This window comes from Streptomyces sp. NPDC051740 (assembly GCF_044453165.1).
Taxonomy (GTDB): Bacteria; Actinomycetota; Actinomycetes; order Streptomycetales; family Streptomycetaceae; genus Streptomyces; species Streptomyces atrovirens.
Genome location: NZ_JBITCL010000008.1, coordinates 254232 through 270445, shown reverse-complemented (window position 1 = coordinate 270445; position 16214 = coordinate 254232). Strand labels below are relative to the sequence as shown.

Genomic DNA, 16214 nt, shown 5'->3' with positions numbered 1-16214 from the left:
TTTTGGCAAGCATTCCGACGGCGAGCCACTCAAAAGGGGTGTCATTCTCCGTATCAAACGTGCATCCGCTCGATGACACAGCGCTTCGGCCCCTAGGATTCCACCTATCACCTCACCGGTCTCATTCGACAGGAACCCCATGAGCGACACTTCCCCCTACGGCTTCGAGCTTGTGCGGCGTGGATACGACCGCGCTCAGGTGGACGAACGTATCTCCAAGCTCGTCTCCGACCGTGACAGCGCTCTCGCCCGCATCACCGCTCTGGAAAAGCGCATCGAAGAGCTCCACCTCGAGACGCAGAACGCCCAGGCCCAGGTCAACGACGCCGAGCCGTCGTACGCCGGTCTCGGCGCGCGTGTGGAGAAGATCCTCCGCCTCGCCGAGGAGGAGGCGAAGGACCTGCGCGAGGAGGCCCGGCGCGCGGCGGAGCAGCACCGCGAGCTCGCCGAGTCGGCCGCCCAGCAGGTGCGCAACGACGCGGAGTCGTACGCCGCCGAGCGCAAGTCGAAGGCGGAGGACGAGGGCGCGCGGATCGTCGAGAAGGCCCAGGGCGACGCCTCCCAGCTGCGTTCCGAGGCGCAGAAGGACGCGCAGTCCAAGCGGGAGGAGGCGGACGCCCTCTTCGAGGAGACCCGCGCCAAGGCCGCGCAGGCCGCCGCCGACTTCGAGACGAACCTCGCCAAGCGGCGTGAGCAGTCCGAGCGCGACCTGGCCTCGCGCCAGCAGAAGGCCGAGAAGCGCCTCGCGGAGATCGAGCACCGCGCGGAGCAGCTCCGCCTGGAGGCCGAGAAGCTGCGCACCGACGCCGAGCGCCGTGCCCGCCAGACGGTGGAGACGGCCCAGCGTCAGGCGGAGGACATCGTGGCCGACGCCAACGCCAAGGCCGACCGGATCCGTTCGGAATCCGAGCGTGAGCTCGCGGCGCTGACCAACCGCCGCGACTCGATCAACGCCCAGCTGACGAACGTGCGCGAGATGCTGGCGACGCTCACCGGTGCCGCGGTGGCGGCGACCGGCGCGCCCTCCACCGAGGACGAGCCGATCTCCCGCGGGGTTCCGGCCCAGCAGTCCCGGTAACGGCGACCGACGCATACCGGCGAAGCCCTCTGCCACTGAGGTGGCAGAGGGCTTCGTCCCGTTCTAGCGTGGCCGCATGATCGAGCTCGAGGGGCTGACCAAGCGGTACGGCGAGAAGGTGGCGGTCAAGGATCTGACCTTCACCGTCAGACCGGGCGTCATCACGGGCTTCCTCGGCCCGAACGGCGCCGGCAAGTCGACCACCATGCGGATGATCCTGGGCCTGGACCACCCGACCGCCGGGGACGTACGGATCGACGGCACGCGCTACGACCGGCTCAAGGACCCGCTGACCCGCATCGGCGCCCTGCTGGAGGCCAAGGGCGTGCACCCCGGCCGCAGCGCCTACAACCATCTGCTGTGCCTCGCGCAGAGCAACGGCATCCCGCGGCAGCGGGTGCACGAGGTGCTGGACACGGTCGGGCTGACGGCGGTGGCGCGGAAGAAGGCCAAGGGGTTCTCGCTCGGCATGGGCCAGCGGCTCGGCATCGCGGCCGCGCTGCTCGGCGACCCGCGGATCCTGATGTTCGACGAGCCGGTCAACGGGCTCGACCCCGAGGGCATCCACTGGATCCGCACGCTGATGAAATCGCTCGCCGCCCAGGGCCGTACGGTCTTCGTCTCCTCCCACCTGATGAGCGAGATGGCGCTGACCGCCGACCACCTCGTCGTCATCGGCCAGGGCCGGCTGCTCGCCGACACCTCCATGGCCGAGTTCATCGAGCGCAACTCCCGCTCGTACGTCCGGGTCCGCAGCCCGCAGCGCGAGCGGCTGCTCGACGTGCTGCGCCAGGCCGGGGTCACCGCCGTGGAGAGCGGCGACGGGGCGCTGGAGGTGGACGGCTCCAAGGCCGAGTACATCGGGGAGCTGGCGGCCCGGCAGCAGCTGGTGCTGCACGAGCTGAGCCCGCAGCAGGCCTCCCTGGAGGAGGCGTTCATGCGGCTGACCGCGGAGTCGGTGGAGTACCACGCGCACACCGGCACCGGTACGCCCGCGCCCCCGCGGCAGCAGTGGGGCGAGAGCTGGAAGAAGGGCTGAGCGGCATGGCGGCGACGCAGGTCGTACGGTCCGAGTGGACCAAGATCCGGTCGGTGGCGTCCACGGTGTGGACGCTCTCCCTGGCGGTGGTCGTCACCATCGCGTTCGGCATGCTGATCTCGGCGCTGTCGAAGAACGAGTTCGAGACCATGAGCGCACGGGACCGGCTCTCCTTCGACCCGACCTTCATCAGCTTCGCCGGGATGAGCCTCGGCCAGCTCGCGATGATCGTGTTCGGGGTGCTGGTGGTGTCGAACGAGTACAGCACCGGCATGATCCGCGCCTCGCTGGCGGCCGTACCGCGGCGCGGCACGTTCCTGCTGAGCAAGCTGGCGGTCGCCACCGCGCTCGCCCTGGTCGTCTCCATGGCGACCAGTTTCGCCACGTTCTTCCTGGGCCAGGCGATGCTCGGCGAGCACAAGGCGTCCCTCGGGGACGACGGGGTGCTGCGGGCGGTGATCGGCGGCGGTCTCTACATGACGCTGATCGCGCTGTTCTCGATGGGCGTCGCCGCGATGCTGCGCTCCCCCATGCTGTCGCTGGGCATCCTGATGCCGTTCTTCTTCCTGATCTCCAACATCCTCGGCAACGTCGACGCCACGAAGAAGGTCGGACAGTTCCTGCCCGACCAGGCCGGCAGCAGGATCATGCAGGTGGTGACGCCCCTCGACGACGACACCCCGTACGGGCCCTGGGGCGGCCTCGGCATCATGGCGCTCTGGGTGCTCGCGGCGGTCGTCGGCGGCTATGTGCTGCTGAAGCGGCGCGACGCGCAGTGAGTGACCGCGCGGGACCGGTTTTTACCTCGACTTGAGCGGAACCGTCAGCGCCTCGATAAGCTCCTAACCCTTACGGGGGCGTGTGCCCCGCTGTCCTGAACCTTTCGATGGGTGCGGAGCATGATCGAGGCAGTCGGCCTGACCAAGCGGTACGGCGACAAGACCGCTGTGTACAACCTTTCCTTCCAGGTGCGTCCGGGTACCGTCACCGGGTTCCTGGGTCCCAACGGCTCGGGCAAGTCGACGACGATGCGGATGATCCTCGGTCTGGACAACCCCACCGCGGGACGGGTCACGATCGGCGGCTACCCGTACGCCAAGCTGCCCAACGCCCCCCGTCAGGTCGGCGCGCTGCTGGACGCGAAGGCGGTGCACGGCGGCCGGTCCGCCCGCAACCACCTGCTGAGCCTGGCCCAGCTCTCGGGCATCCCGGCCCGGCGGGTGGACGAGGTGCTGGGTGTGGTGGGCCTGCACGAGGTGGCGCGCAGGCGGTCCAAGGGCTTCTCCCTGGGCATGGGGCAGCGGCTCGGCATCGCCGCCGCGCTGCTCGGCGACCCCCAGGTGCTGCTGTTCGACGAGCCGGTCAACGGCCTCGACCCCGAGGGCATCCTCTGGGTGCGCAACCTGATGAAGGCGCTGGCCGCCGAGGGCCGTACGGTCTTCGTCTCCTCGCACCTGATGAGCGAGATGGCGCTGACCGCCGACCACCTCATCGTCATCGGGCGCGGACAGCTCCTCGCGGACATGAGCGTGACGGACTTCATCTCCGCCAACTCCGCCGACTTCGCGCGCGTGCGCACCCCCGACACCGAGCCGCAGCAGCGCGAGAAGCTGTCCGCCGCGATCACCGAGGCCGGCGGCCACGTGCTGCCCGAGCAGGACGGCGCGCTGCGGGTGACGGGACTGGCGCTGCCGCGCATCAGCGACATCGCCCACGACTCCGACGTACGGCTGTGGGAGCTGTCGCCGCACCAGGCGTCGCTGGAGGAGGCGTACATGCGGATGACGCAGGGCGCCGTCGACTACCGCTCGACCACCGACCAGAAGGCCGGGCTCCAGCAGCCGCTGCCGCCCGGCGCGCAGCCGCCGATGCCGGTTCCGGGACAGGGCCAGCCCGGCTGGTACGCCCCGCCGCCGCCCCAACAGGGCGCGCAGCCCTTCGCCGCGCCGCAGGGCGTGCCCGGGCAGGCCCCCGCGGGCCCCTACGGCGCCCCGGGTGCCTCTGGAGCGGCCCCGGGCGTCCCCGCGCCCAACCCGTACGCGCAGTCCGCCCCGCAGGCACCCCAGGCGCCGCCCGCCCAGGCTCCGGCGGCGCCGCCCGCCGCACCCTCGACCGCTCCCGCCGCGCCCGCAGCGCCTCCGACCGCTCCCGCCGCCGACCTGACCAAGCCCGAGGACGCCCGATGAGCACGCCCCCGCCCCCGATGCCGCAGACCGCCGCACCCGACTGGCAGGCGGCGCCCGGCTCCCCGTATCCCGGCTACACCTCGCCGATCCCCGTGGTCCGTACGCACCTCGGGCACGCGCTCGCCTCCGAGTGGACGAAGATCAAGTCCGTGCGCTCCACGATGTGGACGCTGGGCGTGTTCGTGCTGCTCGTGGTCGGCATCGGTCTGCTGACCGGCCTGGTGGTGTCGAGCGCCGACGCCGACATGGGCGGCGAGAGCCCGCTGGCCTTCGGCTTCTTCGGGCTGCTGCTCGGCAACATGTGCATCATCACGCTGGGCGTGCTCACCACGGCGTCGGAGTACGGCACCGGCATGGTCCGCACCACGATGGTCGCCTGTCCCTCGCGCGGACGGGTGCTCGGGGCGAAGGCCATCGTGTTCTTCCTGATCGCCTTCGTGGTGACCCTGGTGTGCGCGACGCTGGTCGGCTTCCTGCACGAGGCGCTGCTGGGGGGCCACAACGCCAAGGACCCCTCCGGTGAGGAGTGGCTGAAGGGCACGGTCGGCGTCTCGCTCTACGTGGCGCTGCTCGGCACGCTGTCGCTGGCGATCGGGTCGATCATCCGGCACTCCGCGGGCGCCATCACCATCATGATCGGTGCCGTGCTCGCCCCGCTGGTGATCGCGCTGTTCATGTTCTCGTCCTCGCTGGCGGACGTGCAGCAGGCGCTGTTCGAGTACTCCATCCCGAACCAGATGAGCATCTTCTACGCCAACTCGCTGAGCGAGTCCGGCCCGTCGGGCTGGGACCCGCTGTGGATCATGCTGGTCGCCACCGGCGTCGCACTCGGCGGCGCCTTCGCCCTGCTGCAGAAGCGGGACGTGTGAGGGCGGTTCAGAACTTCGGCGCGTTACGGGACCGCCGCACCCGCGTGGTGCGGCGGTCCTTCGCGTTCCAGCACGCCTTGTGCCAGTGGCGGCGGTCGTCGACGCCCGCGTGCTCCGACCAGGCCACCACGTGCGGCACTCCGTCCGGGATCAACTGGTCGCAGCCGGGGCAGCGGTAGGCCTTGCCCTGGGCACTGGCGCCCGCCACGTGCCGCACGCTCCACTCCTCGTCCTGCCAGCTCTCCGTGGACTGCCAGCCGCCGTAGCGGCCGGAACGGTCGTCCTCGGCGCTCCGGCCGGACGAACCGGCTCCCTTGGCTCGGTTGCGACGCGGGGACACAGAACACCTCACGGGGCTATACAGGATGCTGGGGCCGCCTCCAGCCTACGCGGCGTGCGCAGGAGTACGCGTACGGAACCAAACGTCACAAGTCCCCTCCGTGTCGATGGGGCACCCCCTCCTGAGCGCCCGATTCTGCAGACAATCCGCAAAATCCCCCGCCCGGCCGTGTCCTCGGCACGTGTCGGGCGGTTATGCCCTGCGGGGGAGCTCCGCGTCGGAGCCAAGGAAGCAGGAAAGCGATGCGCGTTGGAAGTTTCGTGTTGGCCGCCCAGTTCCCCGGGCAGGGCGAGGGAGAGGCGCTGCACCGCGCGGTCCGCTCGGCCGAGGTCGCCGAGGAGGCGGGCCTCGACACGGTCTGGCTGGCCGAGCACCACTTCGTGCCCTACGGCACCTGCCCGTCGGCCATCACCCTGGCCGCGTTACTGCTCGGCCGCACCCGCCGGCTGCGGGTCGGTACGGCGGTCAGCGTGCTGCCCACCGTCCACCCCGTGGCCCTGGGCGAACAGGCCGCGCTGCTGCACATCACGAGCGGCGGCCGGTTCTCGCTGGGCCTCGGGCGCGGCGGGCCGTGGGTCGACCTGGAGGTGTTCGGGGCCGGTCTCGAGGCCTACGAGAAGGGGTTCCCGGAATCACTCGATCTGCTGGTGCGCTGGCTGCGTGAACCGTCCGTCGGGGCCGACGGCGAGCGGTTCCGGTTCCGCGAGGTGCCCGTCGTGCCGCGCCCGTCGGAGTCCCTGGACGAGACGGAGGGCCCGGAGGTCGTGGTCGCCTGCACCTCCCCGGCGAGCGTACGGCTGGCCGCCGAGCGCGGACTGCCGATGCTGCTCGGCATGCACATCGGGGACGAGGAGAAGGCCGAGATGGTCGCGCTGTGGCGCAACCACGCCCGCGCCTGCGGGCGGCCGGCCCGGGAGATCCACCGCGCGGCCCATGTCTCGGCCGGTGTCTGCCAGATCGCGGACCGGCGCACGGACGCGGCGGAGACCCTGACGAAGGCGATGCCCGGCTGGCTGAAACAGGGACTTGAGGCCCATGTCACGGTGGACGGACGGCAGCGGCGGATGCGCGACCCGCTGGCGTACACCGAACTCCTCTGTGGACTGCACCCGGTGGGCACCCCGCGACTGTGCGCCGACCGGCTCGCCGCGACCAGCGAGCGGACCGGCATCTCCCGCTTCGCCCTGCTCGTCGAGGGCTCCGGCGACCTGGCGGCGACCGAGGAGAACGTACGGCGGCTCGGAGCCGAGGTACTGCCCCGGCTCGGCTGAGCGAGCGGGGTTCACACAGGCTTGCCGCCCCGGTACGACTGCACCTCCCGCGTACGGAGCGGCAAGCGAACGGTGGAGCGCGTCAGCAGTCGCGCAGTTCGGGCGACTGGTTCAGTATCTGAGCGCGCACCGAGGTGAAACGGGCGTGCCTCTCGTCGACCGAGGGGTCGAGCGGGAACACCGCCACCCGGTGGCAGTTCTGGAAGGCCAGCCGTACACCGAAGTGCCGTTGCAGCGCGCCGCGTATCGCGTCACTCGCAAGCGCACGCAGCAGCTGACCGCGTGCGTGCTCGTCCGGCGGGGGCGTCTGGTTGTCGGCGAAGGGTCCGCCGTCCACCTTCAGCTGTGCCACCAGGGAGCTGATCATCTCCCATGCGAAGGGCAGGGAGGTCCGGACGCAGTCGACGAATTCCGCTTCGTCGACCTCGCCTCGCTCGGCCTGTTCGAGTAGGGCCGGTGAGACGTCGAGCGACATGGGTTCTCCTCTCGCACCCCCGACGAACAGGGGTTGCCTGACAGATAAGGGAGTGCGCGGTATCGGACACGCTGCGTACACAGTTCGCGACCTCCCGTTCAATACCGTAAGCAACGGACGGTGACGGCACCAGGCGAATGCCCGGATGCGGAACTTCCTGTGGGCCGGTAATCGGCCACCGCCGAAACAAGCGTTTTCCCGGAGATTCAGGACGCGTCGCGTGGGCCCCGAGGGTCAGGTGCGACGACGAATCGCGTCGACCCCGGCCGGTCGAGTAGCGTTGCCGACCATGCGTCTCGTCATTGCCCGCTGCTCCGTGGACTACGCCGGGCGGCTCACCGCGCACCTGCCGTCGGCACCCCGTCTCATCCTGGTCAAGGCGGACGGCAGCGTCTCGATCCACGCCGACGACCGGGCCTACAAGCCCCTGAACTGGATGTCGCCGCCCTGCACCCTGAAGGAGGGCGCCGGCGAGGAAGAAGGCGTCTGGACCGTCGTCAACAAGGCGGGCGAGAAGCTCATCATCACGATGGAGGAGATCCTCCACGACTCCTCGCACGAACTGGGCGTCGACCCCGGCCTGATCAAGGACGGCGTGGAAGCGCACCTCCAGGAACTGCTCGCCGACCGCATCGAGATCCTCGGCGAGGGCTACACCCTCATCCGCCGCGAGTACATGACGGCGATCGGCCCCGTCGACATCCTGTGCCGGGACGCCGAGGGGCGGACCGTCGCGGTGGAGATCAAGCGGCGCGGCGAGATCGACGGCGTGGAGCAGCTCACGCGCTATCTGGAGCTGCTGAACCGCGATCCCCATCTCGCCCCCGTGCGGGGCGTCTTCGCCGCGCAGGAGATCAAGCCGCAGGCCCGGGTCCTCGCGACCGACCGGGGCATCGGCTGCCAGGTCCTCGACTACGACGCGATGCGCGGCATCGAGGACGACAAGCTGCGGCTGTTCTGAGCGGTACACCGCGACAGGGCCGGGGGCCGGGTTCCGTCGGGAACCCGGCCCCCGGTCGTGCCTACGGGTCAGATCACCCGTTCCGGGCCGCCGGGCGTGCCCACGTCGCTGCTCTGCGGGGCGCTCGCGCTCGTCTCCACGGGTGAGGAGACGGAGCCACTCGCGGAGTCGGTGGTGGACGGCTCCTCCGGGGGCGTGGTCTCCGTCTCGGTCGGCTCCGGTGTGGTCTCGGTCTCGGTCGGCTCCGGCTCGGTCGTGCCGGAGGACGTGGGCGGCTTGGGCGTCGTGGGCTTCACGCTGGGCGACTTCGAAGACGACGCGGAGGGGGACTCGGTCGGATCGCCCGGCTTCGTCGTCCCGCTCGGCCCGTCCGACGGCTCCCCCGACGAACTGGCCGTGGGCGTCGGGTCGTCGGACGTGCCCGGCGTGCCGTCCGGGCCCGGATCCGTCGGCCGGCTGGTGGCCTCACCGGTGTCGCCCCCGTCCCCGGTCGCCGGATCGGCGCCGAGGCTGCCGTCGTCGACGCCCTGGCTGGCGGAGGGGTTGACGCCGACGTTCTCGGACGGGGTGCCGGCGTCGTTCTCCGACGTGGCGCCCAGGGTGACCACCGTGCCCAGCACGGCGACGAGCAGCGCGCCCGCGCCGGCCGCCACCAGGTTGCGCCTGGCCAGCCCCTTGAGGCCGCCGCCCGGCTTGGCCTGCGGCGTGGAGCGCGGCGTGGACGGCGACGGCACCGCGCGGTGGACGACCAGACCGGTGTCGGAGGGCAGTTGGAGGTCCGGGAAGGCCGTCGGCACCCCGCGGGGCGGCGAGGCCGACTCCTCGTAGCGGGCCTCGGGCACCTCCTCCCCCGCGGTCGGCATGAGCGACAGCGGGGTTCCGGAGCGGTCCGCGACGAGGGCCAGCGCCCTGCGTCCGGCGACGGTGCCGCGCTTGTCGGCGAGGGCGCCGCGCAGCCCGATGGACGCCTCCAGTTCGGCGCGTGCCCGGTCGAGCTGTCCGGCGCACAGCGCGTGGATGCCGAGTTCGTGGTGGAAGTAGGCCTGTTCCGCCACGTCCCCGGCGAGCCGGGCGGCCTCCGCGCCGGCCCGCAGCGCCTTCTCCCAGGCGCTCCAGTGCAGGCCCGAGGCGAACGCGGGCGCGGCGGTACGGGCGAGCTGTACGGCCGTGCTCCGCTCGCCCTCGGTGACGGCCGTGGTGAGCGGCGACAGCACGGCGAGCGCGGCGAGCACCGCGTCGGCCTCGGCGCAGACCCGTTCCGGGGTGACCGAGGGGTGCCCGGTCCACCAGGCGTAGTGCCGGGCGGCGGCGCGGGCCCGGTCCTCGGCCTCGTCGGCGTATCCGGCGGCCTCCAGCTGGGCCGGCACCCCGGCGGCGAGCCGGTAGCGGGCGCCGGCCGGGGAGACCAGTCCGCAGGCGGCCAGCTCGCCGAGCGCGGCGTCGGCGTGGGTGTCGCCCACCAGGGCGGGCAGATGCGCCTGGTGGGGCACCTCGCCGCCGAGCGCGGCGGCGAACCGCAGGGTGGCGCGGGCCGAGGCGCTGAGCCGGGAGGCGAGCAGCGGAGCGGGTGCGGCGGCCTCGCCGAGCGAGGGCAGCGGTACCTCGTCGCCGTCCGCGGGATCGTAGGACGTCCCGTCGGGCCGTACGTCCTCGAAGACGCCGAACTCGTCGACGGCGTCGGCGCCGGCCCGCAGCCGGTCGCGCTGCCGCAGCAGGGCACCGGCCTGGACGAAGCGCAGCGGCAGGCCCTCGGACTCGAACCAGAGGTCGCCGGCCCAGTTCGACTCGTCCTCGGTGAGGTCCCGGCCGACGGCGTGCTTGAGCAGGTCGAGACCGGCCGCGCGGTCGAGACCGGGGAGGGCGACCTCCTCGATGCCGGCGCCGGCGGACGGCTCGGGCACGTCCGGGGTGGCGCCGAGCAGGAAGGCGCACTCGGGGGTGGCGTCCAGCAGCTCGTCGAGGGCGGCGCCGCCGAACTCCAGGTCGTCGAGGACGACGACGGCGCCGATCTCGCGGACGTGGCCGGTGAGTTCGTCCCGGTCCGGGCGGTGCAGCGGGGCGTCGTGGACGGCGTAGAAGAGGTCGTGCAGCAGGTCGTCGGCGGAGCGGCGGTGGCCGTTCAGCCGGACGACGCCGTCGGGGGCGAGGTCCGCGCAGTCCTCGGCGACGGTGTCGAGGAGCCGGGTGCGGCCGGAGCCGGCCGGGCCGGTGAGGCGTACCGAGCGGCCGCGGGCCAGCAGCCGGACCAGCTGCTCGCGCTCGTCCTGGCGGGCCAGCAGCGGCAGCGGGAGCTGCGCGGGTCCCGGCGGGACGGGCGGCCTGGCGGCCCGCTCGACCTCGGCGCGCTCGGCCTCGGTCAGCTTCGCGGGGCGGGCCGGCCGTTCGGCGGGCGGGCAGGGCTCGATCTCGCTGCCGTCGACGGGGTTGACGGTCAGCAGGAAGTCGCCGGAGACGAGCTGCACCGTGCGGGCGAGCGCGGGCGCGTGCTGTCCGAAGTCGGACGTGAGGGATTCCCGGGGCGGACGCTGGCGCGGCGCGAGGCCTCCCCCGGTCTCGAACTCTCCCCCGCTCTCGGCTTCTCCCGAACGGGGGGACCCCCATGAGCGGGAGGTGTCCCCCTCCTCGTGGCCGTACTCCTCGGGTCCCGGGTTGTTCGGGTCCATAGGTCCTAGCCCCCCAAAAGCGTCGTGTGGTGGAAGCCCTTCCCGGCCTCGTCGCACACCGCGCTGTCGCTTCTGGTCCGGGCCCGCTCAGGGTTTGCAGGGCAGCAGGCAGCCGAACCCTAAACCTTCGCCCAGTATCTACGACAGTCCGGGGTACCGCGCGGTCCCGGACGTCACGGTCTCGTGAGGATTGTGCGCGCGTCGAAGGGTTCGTCGAGGTCGGTCCGGGTTCTCGGGGGGTCGTCCGTCCCGCACCCGTACGCCCTCATACACGGGGCAGCGTGTCCACCCCGATGCCTCCCTCGATCGCCAGGATCCGGTGCAGCCGGGTGGCCACCAACAGGCGCTGCATCTGCGGCGGCACGTCCCGCAGCACCAGGCGCCGGCCGCAGCGGCCGGCCCGTCGGTGGGCCCCCATGATCACACCGAGTCCGGTGGCGTCCCAGGAGTCCAGGTCGGACAGGTCCAGCACCAGGTCGCCGACTCCGTCGTCGACGGCCGAGTGCAGGACCGTACGGGCGTCCGCCGCGCTGCGGACGTCGAGGCGGCCCCCGACGACCAGCCCGGCGTGGTCGCCCTTGATGTACATATGCGCTCCCCGATATGCGTCTCGTGCTCCGCGTTTTCCGAATGGCCGGTGATGCAACCTCTGACTGCGTGGCGGCGTCCGGGGTTGCTACCTGTAAGCGAACCGATACCGAATTCACCCCGGCGTGTGATGCGTGCCGGGGCGAGTGCGCGGCGTCAGTGCTCGTAGAAGCCCTGCCCGCTCTTGCGGCCGATGTCACCGGCGTCAACCATCCGGCGCATCAGCTCGGGAGCCGCGAACTTCTCGTCCTGGGACTCGGTGTAGATGTTGTCGGTGGCGTGCAGCAGGATGTCCACGCCGGTGAGGTCGGCGGTGGCCAGCGGTCCCATCGCGTGGCCGAAGCCCAGCTTGCAGGCCACGTCGATGTCCTCGGCGCTCGCCACGCCCGACTCGTACAGCTTGGCGGCCTCGACGACGAGGGCGGTGATGAGGCGGGTGGTGACGAAGCCGGCGACGTCGCGGTTGACGACGATGCAGGTCTTGCCGACCGACTCGGCGAACTCCCGTGCCCTGGCGAGGGTTTCGTCGCTGGTCTTGTAGCCGCGGACCAGTTCGCACAGCTGCATCATCGGGACCGGCGAGAAGAAGTGGGTGCCGACGACCCGCTCCGGGCGCTCCGTCACGGCCGCGATCTTGGTGATCGGGATGGCGGAGGTGTTGGAGGCGAGGACGGCGTCCTCACGGACGATCTTGTCGAGGGTCCGGAAGATCTCGTGCTTGACCTCGAGCTTCTCGAACACCGCCTCGACCACGACGTCCGCGTCCGCACAGGCGTCCAGGTCGGTGGTGGCGGTGATCCGGGCGAGGGCGGCGTCGGCGTCGTGCGCCTCCAGTTTGCCCTTGCTCACGAACTTGTCGTACGACGCCTTGATCCCGTCGGTGCCGCGCGTGAGCGCCTCGTCGGTGACGTCCCGCAGGACGACGTCCCAGCCCGCCCGGGCGGACACCTGGGCGATGCCGGACCCCATGAGACCGGCCCCGATGACGGCGAGCTTGCGTGCCACTGTGCGACTCCCCTGATACGCGCTGTCTTGTTCTCCAGGAGCGGACATTAGCGTTCGCGGGGCCCTGTGTGACCGGTAAGTAACGCGCGTCACGTCTCACATGACGGACATCACACCGACGGCAGGCGCCGGTGGATCCGACGGACCGTCAGGAGCCGCCCCGTGATGCGAGGGTAGGAGGGCCGGTGTCCGATCGACGGAGGAGAACCTCGGCATGGCCGTGATCCACCGCACCACCCTCGAGCCGACCAAGCTCGAACTGCTGGCCGCCTGGCTGCCCTCGCGCCCCTGGTACCACGGGGGCACGGGAGGTCCGCGGCTGACCAGGGCCGGCGGTTTCCGGCTCGACGACCCGAAGGGGGAGGTCGGTGTCGAGTTCATGGTCGTCACCGACGCCTCCGGCGCCGAGCCGGCCGCCTACCTGGTGCCGCTCACCTACCGGGGCGCTCCGCTCGACGGGGCGGAGCACGCCCTCGTCGGCACCACGGAACACGGTGTCCTCGGGCGGCGCTGGGTCTACGACGGCTGCCACGACCCGGTGGCCGTCGCCGAGTTGGCGGCGCTGGTCGAGGGCCGCGTGCGGGCCCAGGCCCAGAGCGTCAGCGACACCCCGGACGAGGAGGTCACCCGCGCCTGCGCGGGCGAGACCCCGGTCCCGGCGGAGTTCACCACCGTCGAGGACACCCCGGAGCACACCGAGCTGTCCGCGCCGGACGGCACCGCCCTGCGGGTCCTGCGCACCCTGCTGCCCGCTCCGGACGGCTCGCCGCTTTCCGGGCCGGGGGCGGCGGGTCATGTCGCCGGCGCGTGGGAGCTGCCCGACGGCACCCGCGCGCGGGGCCTGCTGTGCGTCCTGCGCACGGCCCCTCCGGCGTAACCCGGTTCAGCCGCGCACCGCGTAACCGAGCACCCTGTCGCTCAGCAGTTCCTCGATGTCGTCGACCAGTCCGAGCACCTCGCGCGACACCTCGACCGGTGCGCGGCCCTTCATCATCTCCCGGCCGATCGTGGTGAACACCGTGCTGTGGATCCAGCAGATCTGGCCGGCCACCAGGCCCGGCAGCGGGTCGCCGGGGGCGGCGCCCGTCTCCTCGCGGAGCGCCGCCTCCAGGCTGTCCTGGACCTCCTGCTGCAGGCTCCACAGCCGGGAGCGCAGCGGCGGGGAGTCGTGGATGACGCGTATGAAGCGGTCGTACCCCTCCATCAGACCCACCCGGGGTGACACGCCCTCGATGTCGGCGCGCAGTTCGCGCAGTACCGCGTGGGCGGCCGACTCCCCCGTGTCCCGGCCCCGGACCCAGCGGGCGAGCTGGTCGACGACGCCCGTGGAGCGGTCGAAGAAGAGGTCCTCCTTGGCGGGGAAGTAGTTGTAGACCGTGTTCACGGAGACGTCGGCGGCCTCCGCCACCTCCGCCATCGTCACGGTCACGAAGCCGTGCTCCAGGAACAGCCCGGTGGCGATGTCCGAGATCCGCTGCCTGGTCTCGCGCTTCTTCCGCTCCCTGAGCCCTTCTGCCATGTCCTCATCGTAGGTCGGCCCGAGGATTTTTGAGCTTCCTAAAATTTTGGAGTCATTGCAAAATTTCAGTCCTTCTGTTTTTCTGGGGTCATGGCAATCATCAGTACGGCCGGACTGGCCCGTACCTTCCAGACCAAGCGCGGCCCGGTGGAGGCCGTGCGCGGTGTCGACCTCACCGTCCACGAGGGGGAGATCCTCGGCTTCCTGGGGCCCAACGGGGCCGGGAAGACCACCACCCTGCGGATGCTCACGACCCTGCTCGCCCCCACCGGCGGCGCGGCCACCGTGGCCGGCCACGACCTGGCGACCGACCCCGCCGGGGTGCGGCGGGCCTGCGGCTACGTGGCGCAGTCCGGCGGGGTCGATCCGCAGATCACGGTGCGGGAGGAGCTGGTCACCCAGGGCCGCCTGTACCGGCTCGGCACGGCGCGGGCCGCCGAGCGCGCCGAGGAGCTGGCCCGCGATCTGGACCTCACCGAGCTGCTGGACCGCACGTGCGCCGCGCTCTCCGGCGGCCAGCGGCGCCGCCTGGACATCGCGATGGCGCTCACCCACCGCCCGAAGGTGCTGTTCCTGGACGAGCCGACGACCGGTCTCGACCCCGGCAGCCGCGCCGGCCTCTGGGACCTGGTGCGGCGGCTGCGCGACGAGCACGGCACCACCGTGTTCCTGACCACCCACTACCTCGACGAGGCGGACGCGCTCGCGGACCGGCTGGTCGTCGTCGACCGGGGCACGGTCGTCGCCGAGGGCACACCGGGCGCCCTGAAGCTGGAGTACGGCGGCTCGGTCGACGCCTCGCTCCAGGACACCTTCCTCGCCATCACGGGCCGCAGTGCCTCCCCGGCCGACGCCGCCCCCGTAGCCGTATAGGACCTCCACGATGCTGCTCCACGACACCGCGCTCATCTACGGGCGCTATATGCGCCAGTCCCTGCGCTCCCGCTTCGCGCTGCTCTTCGGCGTGCTGATGCCACTGCTGTACCTGCTGTTCTTCGGCCCGCTGCTGACCGGTCTGCCGCTCGGTGGGCAGGGCAGCTCCTGGCAACTGCTGGTGCCGGGGCTGCTGCTGCAACTCGGCCTGTTCGGGGCCTCGTTCGCCGGTTTCACGATCATCATCGAGAAGGGGCAGGGGGTGCTCGACCGGATGCGGGTCACGCCCGTGAGCCGCCTCGCCCTGCTGCTGGGCCGGGTCCTGCGGGACGCCACGCTGTTCGTCTTCCAGGCGGTGCTGCTGGTGCTGGCCGCGCTCGTGATGGGGCTGCGGGCACCGCTGGCCGGCGTGCTGATCGGCTTCGCCTTCGTCGCCCTGCTGACCGTGTCCCTGGCCGCGCTGTCCTACGCGCTCGCCATGAGGATGGACACCCCGCAGACGTTCGGGCCGGCGATCAACGCCCTGACCATGCCGTCGATGCTGCTGTCGGGCCTCATGCTCCCGATGACCCTGGGCCCCGCCTGGCTGGACGTCCTGTCCCACCTGATGCCGTTCCGCTACCTGGTGGACGCGGTGCGGGACGCCTATGTCGGCGCCTACGCGACGGCCCACATGCTGTACGGCGTCGTCGTCGCCGTCGGCTTCGCGGTCCTCGCCGTGACAGTGGGCACACGCGTCTTCCGGACGGCCGGGGCGTAACTAGGCTGGCCCCATGGTCAACCTGACGCGTATCTACACCCGGACCGGCGACAAGGGCACCACCGCGCTCGGTGACATGAGCCGGGTCGCCAAGACCGATCTGCGGATCTCCGCCTACGCCGACGCCAACGAGGCGAACGCGGTGATCGGTACGGCGATCGCGCTGGGCGGTCTGGAGGAGGAGGTCGTCGAGGTCCTCACCCGCGTCCAGAACGACCTGTTCGACGTGGGCGCCGACCTGTCGACGCCGGTGGCGGAGAACCCGGAGTACCCGCCGCTGCGGGTCGAGCAGTTCTACGTCGACCGGCTGGAGGCGGACTGCGACCGCTTCAACGAGCGGCTGGAGAAGCTCCGCTCCTTCATCCTGCCCGGCGGCACGCCCGGCGCGGCCCTGCTCCACCAGGCCTGCACGGTCGTACGCCGCGCCGAGCGCTCCACCTGGGCGGCGCTGGAGGCCCACGGCGACACCATGAACCCGCTCCCCGCGACCTATCTCAACCGCCTCTCCGACCTGCTGTTCATCCTGGCCCGCATCGCGAACAAGGAGACCGGGGACGTGCTGTGGGTGCCGGGCGGGGAGCGCTGAA

Annotated in this window: 17 protein-coding genes; 11 read left to right on the top strand and 6 right to left on the bottom strand. The window is 71.5% G+C overall.

Going from position 1 to position 16214, the window contains the following annotated elements; all coding sequences use genetic code 11:
* Positions 1–139: 139 nt before the first annotated feature.
* The 5 genes from ACIA6T_RS16560 to ACIA6T_RS16540 all read left to right on the top strand — a co-directional run bounded on the left by ACIA6T_RS16560 (position 140) and on the right by ACIA6T_RS16540 (position 5172).
* Entirely contained in the window at positions 140–1078 is a 939-nt protein-coding gene (locus ACIA6T_RS16560; RefSeq protein WP_399447185.1) for a cellulose-binding protein, read from the top strand.
* Positions 1079–1154: 76 nt separating this feature from the next.
* Positions 1155–2117: an ABC transporter ATP-binding protein gene (locus ACIA6T_RS16555; RefSeq protein ID WP_399447184.1), complete on the top strand. Its 963-nt coding sequence runs from the start codon at positions 1155–1157 to the stop codon at positions 2115–2117.
* 5 nt (positions 2118–2122) lie between these two features.
* Complete coding sequence (locus tag ACIA6T_RS16550; protein WP_399447183.1) at positions 2123–2896, top strand: ABC transporter permease; 774 nt, start codon at positions 2123–2125, stop codon at positions 2894–2896.
* 120 nt (positions 2897–3016) lie between these two features.
* Positions 3017–4303 (top strand): ABC transporter ATP-binding protein, encoded by a 1287-nt coding sequence (locus tag ACIA6T_RS16545; protein ID WP_399447182.1) that lies wholly within the window; start codon positions 3017–3019, stop codon positions 4301–4303.
* Entirely contained in the window at positions 4300–5172 is an 873-nt protein-coding gene (locus ACIA6T_RS16540) for an ABC transporter permease subunit (protein ID WP_399447181.1), read from the top strand. Before ACIA6T_RS16545 ends, ACIA6T_RS16540 begins: the two co-directional genes overlap by 4 nt.
* 7 nt (positions 5173–5179) lie before the next feature.
* On the opposite strand, the gene ACIA6T_RS16535 is transcribed toward ACIA6T_RS16540, so the two are convergent.
* On the bottom strand, positions 5180–5512 hold the full coding sequence (locus ACIA6T_RS16535; RefSeq protein ID WP_399447180.1) for an ATP/GTP-binding protein: 333 nt from the start codon (positions 5510–5512) through the stop codon (positions 5180–5182).
* A gap of 242 nt (positions 5513–5754) precedes the next feature.
* On the opposite strand from ACIA6T_RS16535, the gene ACIA6T_RS16530 reads away from it, so the two are divergent.
* Positions 5755–6783, top strand: coding sequence for an LLM class flavin-dependent oxidoreductase (locus ACIA6T_RS16530; protein ID WP_399447179.1), 1029 nt, complete (start codon positions 5755–5757; stop codon positions 6781–6783).
* Positions 6784–6865: 82 nt separating this feature from the next.
* Here ACIA6T_RS16530 and ACIA6T_RS16525 read toward each other — a convergent pair whose 3' ends face one another.
* Complete coding sequence (locus tag ACIA6T_RS16525) at positions 6866–7258, bottom strand: SCO5389 family protein (RefSeq protein WP_030860456.1); 393 nt, start codon at positions 7256–7258, stop codon at positions 6866–6868.
* A 289-nt stretch (positions 7259–7547) separates the two neighbouring features.
* Between ACIA6T_RS16525 and nucS the strand changes: the two genes are divergently transcribed.
* Positions 7548–8219, top strand: a complete 672-nt coding sequence (gene nucS, locus ACIA6T_RS16520) for an endonuclease NucS (RefSeq protein WP_399447178.1) — start codon at positions 7548–7550, stop codon at positions 8217–8219.
* Between the two features lie 68 nt (positions 8220–8287).
* Here the strand turns inward: nucS and ACIA6T_RS16515 are convergent, their stop codons facing one another.
* The 3 genes from ACIA6T_RS16515 to ACIA6T_RS16505 all read right to left on the bottom strand — a co-directional run bounded on the left by ACIA6T_RS16515 (position 8288) and on the right by ACIA6T_RS16505 (position 12475).
* Complete coding sequence (locus ACIA6T_RS16515) at positions 8288–10882, bottom strand: ATP-binding protein (protein ID WP_399447177.1); 2595 nt, start codon at positions 10880–10882, stop codon at positions 8288–8290.
* A gap of 265 nt (positions 10883–11147) precedes the next feature.
* Complete coding sequence (locus ACIA6T_RS16510) at positions 11148–11471, bottom strand: STAS domain-containing protein (RefSeq protein ID WP_030860450.1); 324 nt, start codon at positions 11469–11471, stop codon at positions 11148–11150.
* Between the two features lie 155 nt (positions 11472–11626).
* Positions 11627–12475 carry a 3-hydroxyacyl-CoA dehydrogenase family protein gene (locus ACIA6T_RS16505; protein WP_385047791.1) on the bottom strand — a complete coding sequence of 283 codons (849 nt, stop codon included), beginning with the start codon at positions 12473–12475 and terminating at the stop codon, positions 11627–11629.
* A gap of 214 nt (positions 12476–12689) precedes the next feature.
* On the opposite strand from ACIA6T_RS16505, the gene ACIA6T_RS16500 reads away from it, so the two are divergent.
* Positions 12690–13352, top strand: coding sequence for a 1,4-alpha-glucan branching protein (locus ACIA6T_RS16500; protein WP_399447176.1), 663 nt, complete (start codon positions 12690–12692; stop codon positions 13350–13352).
* A 6-nt stretch (positions 13353–13358) separates the two neighbouring features.
* On the opposite strand, the gene ACIA6T_RS16495 is transcribed toward ACIA6T_RS16500, so the two are convergent.
* Positions 13359–13994 (bottom strand): TetR/AcrR family transcriptional regulator, encoded by a 636-nt coding sequence (locus ACIA6T_RS16495; RefSeq protein WP_399447175.1) that lies wholly within the window; start codon positions 13992–13994, stop codon positions 13359–13361.
* 90 nt (positions 13995–14084) lie between these two features.
* Here ACIA6T_RS16495 and ACIA6T_RS16490 point away from each other — a divergent pair, with 90 nt between their 5' ends.
* From ACIA6T_RS16490 to ACIA6T_RS16480, 3 genes are read left to right on the top strand one after another with little or no spacing between them, the layout of a single operon-like run.
* Complete coding sequence (locus tag ACIA6T_RS16490) at positions 14085–14867, top strand: ABC transporter ATP-binding protein (RefSeq protein WP_399447174.1); 783 nt, start codon at positions 14085–14087, stop codon at positions 14865–14867.
* Between the two features lie 10 nt (positions 14868–14877).
* The gene (locus tag ACIA6T_RS16485) at positions 14878–15627 is read left to right on the top strand and encodes an ABC transporter permease (protein ID WP_399447173.1); all 750 of its coding nucleotides are present in this window, start codon (positions 14878–14880) and stop codon (positions 15625–15627) included.
* 13 nt (positions 15628–15640) lie between these two features.
* Entirely contained in the window at positions 15641–16213 is a 573-nt protein-coding gene (locus ACIA6T_RS16480; protein WP_399447172.1) for a cob(I)yrinic acid a,c-diamide adenosyltransferase, read from the top strand.
* Position 16214 lies beyond the last annotated feature (1 nt).

What these genes read in the sequence shown, in the direction of transcription:
- ACIA6T_RS16555 (WP_399447184.1), top strand. Translation starts at nt 1,155, where the DNA reads ATGATCGAGCTCGAGGGGCTGACCAAGCGGTACGGCGAGAAGGTGGCG.
- ACIA6T_RS16510 (WP_030860450.1), bottom strand. Translation starts at nt 11,471, where the DNA reads ATGTACATCAAGGGCGACCACGCCGGGCTGGTCGTCGGGGGCCGCCTC.
- ACIA6T_RS16540 (WP_399447181.1), top strand. Translation starts at nt 4,300, where the DNA reads ATGAGCACGCCCCCGCCCCCGATGCCGCAGACCGCCGCACCCGACTGG.
- ACIA6T_RS16495 (WP_399447175.1), bottom strand. Translation starts at nt 13,994, where the DNA reads ATGGCAGAAGGGCTCAGGGAGCGGAAGAAGCGCGAGACCAGGCAGCGG.
- ACIA6T_RS16490 (WP_399447174.1), top strand. Translation starts at nt 14,085, where the DNA reads ATGGCAATCATCAGTACGGCCGGACTGGCCCGTACCTTCCAGACCAAG.
- ACIA6T_RS16500 (WP_399447176.1), top strand. Translation starts at nt 12,690, where the DNA reads ATGGCCGTGATCCACCGCACCACCCTCGAGCCGACCAAGCTCGAACTG.
- ACIA6T_RS16545 (WP_399447182.1), top strand. Translation starts at nt 3,017, where the DNA reads ATGATCGAGGCAGTCGGCCTGACCAAGCGGTACGGCGACAAGACCGCT.
- ACIA6T_RS16480 (WP_399447172.1), top strand. Translation starts at nt 15,641, where the DNA reads ATGGTCAACCTGACGCGTATCTACACCCGGACCGGCGACAAGGGCACC.
- ACIA6T_RS16515 (WP_399447177.1), bottom strand. Translation starts at nt 10,882, where the DNA reads ATGGACCCGAACAACCCGGGACCCGAGGAGTACGGCCACGAGGAGGGG.
- ACIA6T_RS16550 (WP_399447183.1), top strand. Translation starts at nt 2,123, where the DNA reads ATGGCGGCGACGCAGGTCGTACGGTCCGAGTGGACCAAGATCCGGTCG.
- ACIA6T_RS16560 (WP_399447185.1), top strand. Translation starts at nt 140, where the DNA reads ATGAGCGACACTTCCCCCTACGGCTTCGAGCTTGTGCGGCGTGGATAC.
- ACIA6T_RS16530 (WP_399447179.1), top strand. Translation starts at nt 5,755, where the DNA reads ATGCGCGTTGGAAGTTTCGTGTTGGCCGCCCAGTTCCCCGGGCAGGGC.
- ACIA6T_RS16525 (WP_030860456.1), bottom strand. Translation starts at nt 7,258, where the DNA reads ATGTCGCTCGACGTCTCACCGGCCCTACTCGAACAGGCCGAGCGAGGC.
- nucS (WP_399447178.1), top strand. Translation starts at nt 7,548, where the DNA reads ATGCGTCTCGTCATTGCCCGCTGCTCCGTGGACTACGCCGGGCGGCTC.
- ACIA6T_RS16485 (WP_399447173.1), top strand. Translation starts at nt 14,878, where the DNA reads ATGCTGCTCCACGACACCGCGCTCATCTACGGGCGCTATATGCGCCAG.